General features: G+C 49.7%; 13 protein-coding genes. 12 read left to right on the forward strand and 1 reads right to left on the reverse strand.

All coding sequences use genetic code 11. The features are described 5' to 3' along the window. The first annotated feature begins 86 nt into the window (after window positions 1-86). From COV46_01605 to COV46_01615, 3 genes are all read left to right on the forward strand, one after another. The gene (locus COV46_01605; protein PIR18034.1) at window positions 87-1,364 is read left to right on the forward strand and encodes a phosphoribosylamine--glycine ligase; all 1,278 of its coding nucleotides are present in this window, start codon (window positions 87-89) and stop codon (window positions 1,362-1,364) included. Between the two features lie 93 nt (window positions 1,365-1,457). Beyond that, window positions 1,458-1,961: a 5-(carboxyamino)imidazole ribonucleotide mutase gene (gene purE / locus COV46_01610; protein PIR18035.1), complete on the forward strand. Its 504-nt coding sequence runs from the start codon at window positions 1,458-1,460 to the stop codon at window positions 1,959-1,961. Further along, window positions 1,946-2,581 carry a threonylcarbamoyl-AMP synthase gene (locus tag COV46_01615; protein ID PIR18036.1) on the forward strand — a complete coding sequence of 212 codons (636 nt, stop codon included), beginning with the start codon at window positions 1,946-1,948 and terminating at the stop codon, window positions 2,579-2,581. Before purE ends, COV46_01615 begins: the two co-directional genes overlap by 16 nt. An 11-nt stretch (window positions 2,582-2,592) precedes the next feature. On the opposite strand, the gene COV46_01620 is transcribed toward COV46_01615, so the two are convergent. Continuing rightward, complete coding sequence (locus tag COV46_01620; protein PIR18037.1) at window positions 2,593-2,916, reverse strand: hypothetical protein; 324 nt, start codon at window positions 2,914-2,916, stop codon at window positions 2,593-2,595. A 107-nt stretch (window positions 2,917-3,023) separates the two neighbouring features. On the opposite strand from COV46_01620, the gene COV46_01625 reads away from it, so the two are divergent. The 9 genes from COV46_01625 (at window position 3,024) to COV46_01665 (ending at window position 10,547) form a co-directional block, all read left to right on the forward strand. Continuing rightward, window positions 3,024-3,929, forward strand: coding sequence for a tyrosine recombinase XerC (locus tag COV46_01625; protein ID PIR18038.1), 906 nt, complete (start codon window positions 3,024-3,026; stop codon window positions 3,927-3,929). 65 nt (window positions 3,930-3,994) lie between these two features. Next, window positions 3,995-4,525: an HslU--HslV peptidase proteolytic subunit gene (locus tag COV46_01630; protein PIR18039.1), complete on the forward strand. Its 531-nt coding sequence runs from the start codon at window positions 3,995-3,997 to the stop codon at window positions 4,523-4,525. Window positions 4,526-4,530: 5 nt separating this feature from the next. After that, window positions 4,531-5,886, forward strand: a complete 1,356-nt coding sequence (locus COV46_01635; GenBank protein PIR18040.1) for an HslU--HslV peptidase ATPase subunit — start codon at window positions 4,531-4,533, stop codon at window positions 5,884-5,886. A gap of 17 nt (window positions 5,887-5,903) precedes the next feature. Continuing rightward, window positions 5,904-6,818 (forward strand): ornithine carbamoyltransferase, encoded by a 915-nt coding sequence (gene argF / locus COV46_01640; GenBank protein PIR18041.1) that lies wholly within the window; start codon window positions 5,904-5,906, stop codon window positions 6,816-6,818. Between the two features lie 94 nt (window positions 6,819-6,912). Beyond that, on the forward strand, window positions 6,913-8,181 hold the full coding sequence (locus COV46_01645; GenBank protein PIR18042.1) for an adenylosuccinate synthase: 1,269 nt from the start codon (window positions 6,913-6,915) through the stop codon (window positions 8,179-8,181). A 30-nt stretch (window positions 8,182-8,211) separates the two neighbouring features. Further along, window positions 8,212-8,850: a cobalamin biosynthesis protein CbiM gene (locus tag COV46_01650; GenBank protein PIR18043.1), complete on the forward strand. Its 639-nt coding sequence runs from the start codon at window positions 8,212-8,214 to the stop codon at window positions 8,848-8,850. A gap of 11 nt (window positions 8,851-8,861) precedes the next feature. Further along, the gene (locus tag COV46_01655) at window positions 8,862-9,146 is read left to right on the forward strand and encodes a hypothetical protein (GenBank protein PIR18070.1); all 285 of its coding nucleotides are present in this window, start codon (window positions 8,862-8,864) and stop codon (window positions 9,144-9,146) included. Continuing rightward, window positions 9,139-9,849, forward strand: coding sequence for a hypothetical protein (locus COV46_01660; GenBank protein PIR18044.1), 711 nt, complete (start codon window positions 9,139-9,141; stop codon window positions 9,847-9,849). Before COV46_01655 ends, COV46_01660 begins: the two co-directional genes overlap by 8 nt. Next, window positions 9,846-10,547 carry a cobalt ABC transporter ATP-binding protein gene (locus COV46_01665; protein PIR18045.1) on the forward strand — a complete coding sequence of 234 codons (702 nt, stop codon included), beginning with the start codon at window positions 9,846-9,848 and terminating at the stop codon, window positions 10,545-10,547. The genes COV46_01660 and COV46_01665 overlap by 4 nt, the downstream gene beginning before the upstream one ends. Window positions 10,548-10,636 lie beyond the last annotated feature (89 nt).

Here is a 10,636-nt window from a genome sequence, read left to right on the forward strand (position 1 = left end):
CAAGCAGGTTTTTAGAGGCACCCTAAAGACAAGGATATAAAAATCACCATTGATTTAATCGTTCTTTGTTGTTAGTAGCGTCCGCCATGAAGATACTTGTTATCGGAAGCGGCGGAAGGGAACATGCCCTTGCATGGAAGATATCCCAAAGCCCGAAGGTCGAAAAGATATTTTGCGCTCCGGGTAACGCAGGCATAGCGAAAATTGCCGGGTGCGTACCTATTAAATCAGACGATGTGGTAGCGCTCACAGATTTTGCCAAGAAGAACAAGATAGATCTGACGGTCGTCGGCCCCGAACTTTCGCTGGTTGCGGGCGTGGTCGACTCGTTCGAACGCAACGGTCTTAATGTCTTTGGCCCCACAAAACTTGCGGCCCAGCTGGAAGGCTCCAAGGCTTATGCCAAAAAGTTCATGCAGAAATATAACATTCCCACGGCGAACTACGGTGTCTTTACCGACTCCGGCGAGGCAAAGAGCTTCATAAAGTCCAACGGTCTTCCGGTAGTCATCAAGGCCGACGGCCTTGCGGCTGGGAAGGGCGTTATCGTCTGCAAGAACGAGGCCGACGCCTCGGCGGCAATAGACGGAATGCTTAAAAGAAGCGAGTTCGGTGAGTCCGGCTCAAGGATAGTTATAGAAGAGTTCTTGGAAGGCGAAGAGGCCTCTTTCATATGCATTTCGGACGGCAAGCATGTCATCCCCCTTGCATCGAGCCAGGACCACAAGGCGGTCTACGACCACGATCAGGGGCCCAATACCGGCGGCATGGGCGCATATTCACCGGCCCCCGTTGTTACCGACGAGCTTTGCGAAAAGATAATGAAGGATATAATCGAACCGACGGTACACGGCCTTGAGACCGAAGGGAGGCCCTTCGTTGGTTTCTTATACGCAGGCCTCATGATTTCAGGCGGAGTTCCCAGGGTCCTTGAGTTCAATGTAAGGCTTGGAGACCCCGAGACCCAACCTTTGATGTTGAGGATGCGTTCGGATATAGTGGACCTGATGGAAGCGGCGATATCGGGAAGATTGAACAAGATGGAAGTAAGGTGGGATGATGCGGTGAGCGTATGCGTGGTTATGACCGCGCGTGGATATCCCAACCATTATGAGAAGGGATTTGAAATTAGAGGGCTCGATAGCGCCGGAGAACTTCCCGGCGTTGTGGTATTTCACGCAGGGACATCTCTTAAGGGCGGAAAGGTCGTTACCGACGGCGGAAGGGTGCTTTGTGTAACGGCGCTAGGACGTGATTACAGGGAGGCCGTCGGCCGCGCGTATGATGGAGTAGGTAAGATATGCTGGGACGGCGTTCATTATAGGAAAGATATAGCTTACAGAGCTTTGAACCGAACGATGTAAAATTGGATGTCATCCTGAAGACGTGAGCCCGAAGGACCCCCCCGAGGTGTTTTCGGGAGATTCTTCGCTGACGCCTAGAATGACATAATATGTATGACAACCAATGCAAAGGTGGCGATTCTTATGGGCTCCGATTCCGATCTTCCGGTGATGGAAGAGACTGGAAAGATATTGAAGGAGTTCGGAGTTGAATATGATATAAGAATATCATCCGCCCACAGGACGCCGGAAGATACGGCGGAATTCTCGAAGAATGCCGCCAAGAACGGCATAAAGGTCATCATAGCAGGAGCCGGTCTGGCCGCACATTTGCCGGGCGTTATAGCCTCGCACACAACGCTTCCCGTGATAGGGGTCCCTCTTGTTTCGGCACCTTTTGAAGGTCTTGATGCGATCCTTTCGATCCTTCAAATGCCTCCGGGAGTTCCGGTCGCAACTGTCGCGGTAGGCAAGGTCGGCGCCAAGAATGCCGCGCTTCTGGCCGTAGAGATGCTTGCACTTTCAGACGAGGGCCTTCAGAAAAAGCTTGCCGACCACAGAAAAAAGATGGCGGCCGATGTTGCGGAGAAGAATAAAAAATTATGTCACAGACCTTAACGATAAATCCTAAGGACCCCGAGTTTGATATCGTCCAAAAGGCGGCGGGGTTCCTGCGCGACGGAAATGTCATTTCATACCCCACCGAGACCTTTTACGGGCTTGGAGTCGACATTACCAACGAAAAGGCGATCAAGAAGCTTTACGAGCTTAAGCGCCGTGATTACAGTTTGCCCATCGCGATGCTCGTTGCCGATAAGGCGATGATTGAGGATTATATCGGCCCTGTAAACGAATCGGTAACGAACCTTATAAAGGCATTCTGGCCGGGACCTCTGACCATTCTTTTTCCGGCTGGCCCGAAGATTTCGAAATCGCTCACCACGAATACCGGCAAGATAGGGATCAGGATCTCTTCACACCCCGTTGCGACCGCGATCGTCAGAGAGTTCGGGAAACCGATAACCACAACGAGCGCAAATCTTTCCGGTTACCCCCCTTCGCTCACAACAAGGCATGTTCAGAAATATTTTAAGGATAAGATAGATCTTATAATAGATGGCGGTGAGAGCGAGCCATCACGAGGCTCAACGGTCATCGACGTTTCCGAAGATACAATGGCGATAATCCGCGATGGCGCGATACCGGCGGAAAAAGTGATAAAGATATTCCAGCAATAAAAGAGCGAGCTTCACTTCGAATTCGCCGTGAATCTTATATCTTTTATCTCTATCTCCGGTATCTTTTCCTGTATCTTTTTCAGTATCACCGGCTTCATGAATGACAGCTCGTTCGCCCATGCCGCGCTTGTGGTCGTGACTACAAGCGTGTCTCCCTGCATCTTGCGGGGGGTGGTCTTGGCGGCTATAGTCGAGCCTACTACATCGCTCCATATTTCAAATACCGAATATTGAACCAACTTTTTGCCGAATCCCTTATTTTTGAACATCCTGTCCAGTATATTGGCGACAGGTAAGGGGTTCTTTAGACGGGGCCGTTTCATGCCTTGGCTCATATTTCAAACCCATTGAAATAAAAAGAAAAAAATTATAAATTATCTTGATATTACCCCAATAAACTTATACGATGACTTCAGCAAAAACCTAGGGGGAGGTTAAAACTATGGACGAACTACTTAAAAAGTATGAGGAATATCTGAGGCACGAGCAGGACGCTTCAAACCACACGACCAAGAATTATTTGGCCGATCTGAGGCAGTTTCAAGACTACCTCGAAAAGAACCATCCGCAACTCGCATCCGGCGGAAAATCGACCCTTACAAAGATAGATCATAATATTATAAGGGGTTATCTTTCCACCCTTTTCAGCAAGAACAATCCGGCATCCATCGCAAGAAAGCTTGCGTCGCTTAGGTCGTTCTTTAAGTACTGGATAAAAGAGGGGACCCTTTCTTCAAATCCTGCAAAGGATGTGGCAACGCCCAAGGTCCCGAAGCGCCTTCCAAAATTCTTAACGGTCGATGAGGTATCGATCCTTCTTAAAGGCCCCGACAGCGACGACATCCTTTCGCTTCGCGACAGGTGTATGATGGAGGTCATGTATGCATCGGGCCTTCGCGTCAGCGAGCTTGTCGGCCTTGATCTAGAAAACGTGAATTTGGGCGAAGGAATCCTCAAGGTCCTCGGAAAAGGTCGCAAAGAGCGCATTGTTCCGGTAGGAAGCAAGGCCCAGACGGCGCTTGCCAACTACCTTGCCCATCGCGAAGAACTTCTCGATAAATCGTATCCTACAAAGGCCATCTTCCTTAACAGGCAGGGAACTCGTATCACCCCACGCAGCGTTGAGAGAATGGTCCAGAAATATTTGAAGACCTCCGGCATTCAGAAAGAGGTCACGCCACACGTTCTGCGCCACTCGTTCGCAACCCACATGCTCAATTCCGGCGCGGATCTGAGAGGCATTCAGGAGCTTTTAGGACATTCAAGCCTTTCAACGACGCAGAAATATACACATGTAAGCGTCGATAAGCTAATGGATGTGTATGAGAAGACCCACCCGAAAGCCTGATCTTTAGTTTAGCCCGTTAACGGACATAACAGACTTAACAGGCCTAATCGGCCAAACCATTTTTCATGTTTCATGCAACTACAATAATCGCGGTTCGTAGGGATGGGCATGTCGCCATTGCAGGCGACGGGCAGGTCTCGATGGGTAACACCATAATGAAGCAGACGGCCAAAAAGATCCGCACAATGAACGACAACAAGGTGGTGGCGGGATTTGCCGGTTCCACCGCAGACGCCTTCACCCTTTTCGAGAAGTTCGATTCCAAACTTTCCGGGTTTCGAGGTAATCTGACTCGTGCGGCGGTCGAACTTGCAAAGGACTGGCGGACCGATAAGTTCCTAAGAAGATTGGAAGCGCTACTAATAGTAGCCGACAAGGAAAAGACCTTCGTCATCTCCGGCAACGGTGACGTAATAGAACCGGATGACGGCATAGCGGCGATAGGAAGCGGCGGCTCTTATGCGATGGCGGCCGCTAGGGCGCTAATGAAGCATTCAAAGCTATCTGCCAAGGAAATCGCCGAAGAATCCATCTCAATAGCATCCAATATTTGTGTCTTTACAAATGACCAGATTGTTGTAGAAGAGCTTTCCTAAAGAATATGTCTTCATCATCGAATCTTACGCCTAAAGAAATAGTTTCCGCGCTCGACCGCTTTATAATCGGGCAGAACAATGCCAAAAAGGCCGTTGCTATAGCGCTTCGGAACAGATGGCGGCGCCAACAGGTAGAACAGCCGCTACGCGACGAAATAACCCCCAAAAACATCATCATGATAGGACCGACGGGCGTCGGTAAGACCGAGATAGCCAGAAGGCTTGCGCGTCTTGCAAGCGCCCCTTTCATTAAGGTCGAGGCCTCAAAGTTCACGGAGGTCGGTTACATCGGCAAAGATGTGGAGTCGATGATACGTGAACTTACGGACCTTTCCGTTAAGATGGTAAGAGAGGAAGAGCAGGCAAAGATAAAGGTCCGCGCACAGGAGATGGCAGAGGAGAAGCTTCTCGATCTCCTCCTTGCAGATCAGGGGCCGCTCCCCGAAGGTGCCGATCCCAAACAGTCACGCGAGGCGCTTAGAGAGCTCCTTCGCGCCGGCAAGCTCGATAAGCAGACAATTGAACTCCCTTCCCAGCAGGCCCCCAAAGGGGTGCCCATGATAGAGGTCCTTGCGGCAGGTCCCTCAAATCTCGACGAACTTGGAATGAACCTGAAAGAGATGATGGGCGGAATTTTCCCGCAGCACGGTAACGGCAGAAAGAAACGCAAAGTGAAGGTCTCCGAGGCGCGCGATATCCTTTCTCAGGAAGAATCCGCAAAATTAATAGACATGGAGAGCGTTACAAAGCTGGCAACAGAGCGCGTTGAACAGAGCGGAATAGTTTTCCTGGACGAAATTGACAAGATAGTCTCCCGCGAAAGTGCCCACCACGGTCCCGATGTTTCGCGCGAAGGCGTTCAGCGCGACATCCTTCCCATAGTGGAAGGCTCGACGGTAATGACCAAGCACGGCATGGTGAAGACCGATCATATCCTTTTTATCGCGGCCGGCGCTTTTCACGTGAGCAAGCCTTCGGACCTGATACCTGAACTTCAGGGGCGTTTTCCGATAAGGGTCGAGCTGGACCCCTTGGTCAAGGAAGATTTTTACAGGATCCTCACAGAGACCGATAATTCCCTCGTAAAGCAATATATCGCGCTCATGGATACCGAAGGGATAAAACTTACGTTCACAGATGACGGTCTTAAGGAGATATGCGAAATGTCGGCCTATGTGAACGAGCAGATGGAGAATATCGGCGCCCGAAGGCTCCACACGATAATGGAGAAGGTCCTCGATACCATCTCCTTCGATGCCCCTTCAATGAAGGGAAAGAAATTTACCGTTGACGCAAAATATGTCCGCGATAAGCTCTCGGACGTGGTCAAGGACAGGGACCTAAGCAAGTATATATTGTAAAAAGGGGAAAGGTTCATATGACAAGACACTTTCTATCGCTTTTAGATTATACCCAAGAAGAGCTTCGCGAACTTTTAGACCGCGCGAAGTGGCTTAAAAAGCAGCAAAAGGCGGGTAAGGAACACCACCCGCTAAAAGGTAAGACGCTTGCGATGGTCTTCGAAAAATCCTCTACCCGTACACGCGTTTCTTTCGAAGTAGGAATGTATCAACTAGGCGGCCATGCCCTCAATATCACCTCGCAGGCGAGCCAATTGGGAAGGGGCGAGACCTATTTCGATACCGCGCAGGTCCTTTCGCGCTACGTCAACGGCATCATGATGCGAACGTTCGAACAGGTCCGTATCGATGAAACGGCCGCCGCTTCAAAGGTCCCAGTTATAAACGGTCTTACAGATCTCTTGCATCCGTGCCAGATAATGGCCGATATGCTTACTATCGAAGAACACAAAGGAGATATCAGCAAACAAAAAGTTGTATGGATAGGCGACGGGAACAACATGGCAAACACCTGGATACAGGCGGCCATCATCTTTGGTTTCCCGCTGGTGCTTGCGTGTCCCGAGGGTTTTGAACCGCCAGCAATGATACTCGACAAGGTGAAGGGCGGAGGTTACGAGAACATCAAATTCACATCCGACCCCGCTACGGCGGTAAAAGATGCCGATGTTATAAATACTGACACATGGATATCGATGGGGCAGGAGTCGGACGAGGCAGAGGCAAAGAAGCGCGTGTTCAAACCCTTCCAGGTGAACAGGGCGTTAATCGATCTTGCCAGGAAAGACGCGATAGTTTTACATTGTCTGCCGGCGCACCGCGAAGAAGAGATAACATCTGAAGTTATGGATGGATCTCATTCCGCGATATTCGATCAGGCCGAAAACAGATTGCACGTTCAGAAGGCTATAATGGAAAAGTTGATGGGCTAGATTCCCCTCCTTTGTAAGGAGGGGAGAGGGGATGTAGATATCTACCCCGCCTTTTTCCTCCCCCTGCAAAGAGGAGGAGTATTGTACAAATAATATGACTACAGTTGTGATCGTAGGAACCCAGTGGGGAGACGAAGGAAAAGGGAAGATAGTCGACATCTTCACCAAATATGCCGACATGGTGGTCCGCTATCAGGGGGGCGCCAACGCCGGTCACACGATCGTTGTAGACGGGGTGAAAACGGTCCTTCATCTCCTTCCTTCCGGCATTCTTCACGAAGGGGTCAAGTGTCTGATAGGTAACGGTGTCGTGCTAGATCCCGAGGTATGCATCGAAGAGGTGAACCTTCTCAAGTCAAAAGGACTTTTAAAGAACGACTCGAATCTTGTGATCAGTCTGAACGCGCATGTCGTTATGCCATATCACAAACTTATCGATAAGCTCCGCGAGGAGTCGGCCGGAAAAGGGAAGATAGGAACCACCGGGCGCGGAATAGGGCCGTGTTACGAAGACAAGATAACAAGAACGGGAATTCGTGTCGCAGATATGATCGACCCCGCAAGATTAAAGGAGCGCCTTAACGAAGTGCTTCTCCAAAAGAACTCCTACATAGAAAAAGTGCTTGGTCATGAACCGGTCTCGCTTGATGAGATATTCAAAAAGTATTCTGAATTTGGTTCGGTACTTAAGAAGTACGCAAAAGATGCGGTAGATATCTTGAACGATGCAATTGAGGCGAAGAAGAACATTCTTTTTGAAGGCGCCCAAGGGACGGCTCTCGATGTGGATCACGGCACCTATCCGTTCGTTACATCTTCAACGACCATCGCTGGCGGGGCATGTTCGGGAAGCGGAGTGGGACCGACCGCAATAAAGCATGTAATGGGAATAGCAAAGGCATATACAACAAGGGTCGGTAGCGGTCCTTTTCCAACAGAGCAGGATAATGAAATAGGAGAGCGCCTGCGCAAAAATGGCGGAGAGTTCGGAGCAACTACAGGCCGCCCCAGAAGATGCGGATGGCTAGACCTCGCACTTTTAAAACGTTCAAAGGTCCTTAACGGGCTCACCCTTCTTGCGATCACAAAGTTAGACGTCTTAACAGGCTTTGAAAAGATAAAGGTCTGTACCGAATATGATGCAAAGGGCGATCCGGTCTATATAGAGCTTGATGGATGGCAGGAAGACCTCTCACGCGTTAGGTCGATGGACGAACTTCCTCCAAACGCCAAAAAATATATTGAATTCATGGAGAAGAGTCTGGGCGTTAAGGTCGCTCTTGTCTCCGTCGGGCCCGAGCGCGGTAGCGATGTAATCGTCCAAAATCCTCTTTGGAGGAAATTCGGGGAGACCCAACATTAGGACACGGCTCGACTTTTAAGGGAGATAAAAATGCATATACCCGACGGATTCTTATCGCCGCCTGTCTGGATAGGCTCATGGGTCTTTTCTTTGGCCGGCATATGGTTCTTCATAAAAAGGGTGGTTTCGCTCATGCAGGATAAAATGGTCCCTTTAATGGGCGTTGCCTCGGCATTTATCTTTGCCGCGCAGATGATAAATTTTCCCGTTGCGGGCGGCACTTCCGGCCATCTCTTGGGAGGAGTCCTTGCCGCGATATTCTTGGGTCCTTGGGCGGGGGCCTTGGTAATTACCATCGTCCTCATAGCGCAGGCGCTCATCTTTCAAGATGGGGGAATAACAGCTCTCGGCGCGAACATCCTTAACATGGCCATGTTAGGCACTGTTGGGGGTTACTATATATATTATTTTCTGGGACTTCTTTTCAAAGGCAAGAAGGGGACAATTTTTGCAACTGCCGCAGCCGCATGGGCATCGGCCGTTATTGCCTCGAGCCTTTGTGCGCTTGAGCTGGCCCTTTCGGGAACTTCTCCCCTTACCATTGTGCTTCCGGCAATGGCCGGCATTCATGCTATAATAGGGATATTCGAGGCCCTGATCACCACATTTATAGTCGGTTTCATGATTAAAATAAGGCCCGATCTCATCTATAAAAAGGAGAAAGCGTGACAAGAAAAGAGATGGTAACGGGTCTTTTTATATCGGTTGCGATAGGGGCCCTCATTTCACCATTTGCATCCTCATTTCCCGACGGGCTCGAAAAGGTGGCAGAGCGGATAGGATTTATGGAAAAGGGCGAAGGGAGGCAGATATTAGGAACTCCGTTCTTCGATTACACCATCCCCGGAATAGCCAACGAAAAGTTATCTACCTCGATAGCCGGAGGTCTTGGCGCCGGCCTTCTTTTTGCCGCCGGTTGCGGTGTTGCCGTAATACTTAAAAGGATGAAGAAAAAAGATGCATAAACACCTTTTAGAAGAGGCCGCAAGGAAAGATTCGCTCCTTCACAGGACGAGCGCTACTTTCAAGATGTCGCTACTTATCATCTTTATATTCTCGGTGGTCCTGACCCCTGTTGAGAACAGGGCCGCCTTTATTCTTTACATCGTTTTAGCGGTCGCAGGCTTGATCGCTTCAAAGATACCGCCTGTATATTTCCTTAAAAGGCTGGCAACGATCTTTCCATTCGTCATCCTTATGGGAGCGTTCATCCCTTTTGTAGACGACAAACATGGCCTTGCAAGATTTCTGACATATTCGCTAAGGGCCCTTCTTTCCCTCTCGGCATCGATAATAATATTGGGCTCCGCCGGGTTCACAAGATTATTGAAAGGGCTTTCTAATCTTCGCGTTCCAAGGCTCATTGTTATGCTTTTATCATTCCTTTGGAGGTATCTCTTCCTCATGCTCAATTCTTTTGAGCAGATGTCTGTTGCAAGCAGGGCGCGAGGGTATGGGCTCATTAGGAAGGATATGAGGACCACGGCAAATATGGCCGGGAGCCTTTTTTTGAACACCTTTGAGAAGGGTGAGAGCATCTATAATGCGATGCTCTCCAGAGGTTTTACCGGAGAGATAAATCTGATATCCGGCGAAGGGCTTAAGACCGCGGAATCTGTCATCCTTGGGTCTATAGTAGCAGTCATCATCGGGATGAATATTTTATGAACGCGATAGAAACGAACGATCTTGGCTTCTCGTATCCTGACGGAACGCCGGCGCTCCTTGGCATTGACCTTCAGGTAAAAGAGGGCGAATCGATAGGCCTTATAGGCCCGAACGGAGCCGGAAAATCGACCCTCCTTCTCTGCCTCAACGGGGTCTTTAATGCAAGCGGCACGGCCTCGATCCTCGGAAAAGAACTGAGCAAAGATAATATGCCGTTTATAAGGTCAAAGCTCGGCATAGTCTTTCAGGACCCGGATGTTCAGCTCTTTATGTCGTCTGTATTTGATGACGTTGCGTTTGGTCCGCTTAACATGGGAGTCCCCAAAGAGAAGATAGCTAAGGTAGTGCTTGATGCGCTTGAAAAGGTGGGAATGGGGACTTCCGAGCAAAGATCATCTCATCACTTAAGCTTTGGCGAAAAGAAGAGGGTGGCTCTTGCAACGGTCCTTTCGATGGAGCCGCAGGTCCTATTACTTGACGAACCTTCTAGCAACCTTGACCCAAAGAACAGGAGAAGGCTTATGGAGCTATTGAACTCGTTCACGCACACGAAGATAATCGCCTCGCACGACCTCGACCTTGTAGAAAGATGCTGTAGCCGAGTGGTTCTCCTATCCGGCGGCAAGATATCCGCTCAGGGCCCTGCGAGCGATATAATATCCGACAAGGAACTCCTTAAGAACTCCGGCCTCTGGTAGTGATTTTAGGGCACCTCTATAAACCCATTGTTATGTCATTGCGAGGAGCGTCCAGCGACGAAGCAATCTCCATAAATCAAGTGTTTATG

Source organism: Deltaproteobacteria bacterium CG11_big_fil_rev_8_21_14_0_20_49_13 (assembly GCA_002796305.1).
Taxonomy (GTDB): domain Bacteria; phylum UBA10199; class UBA10199.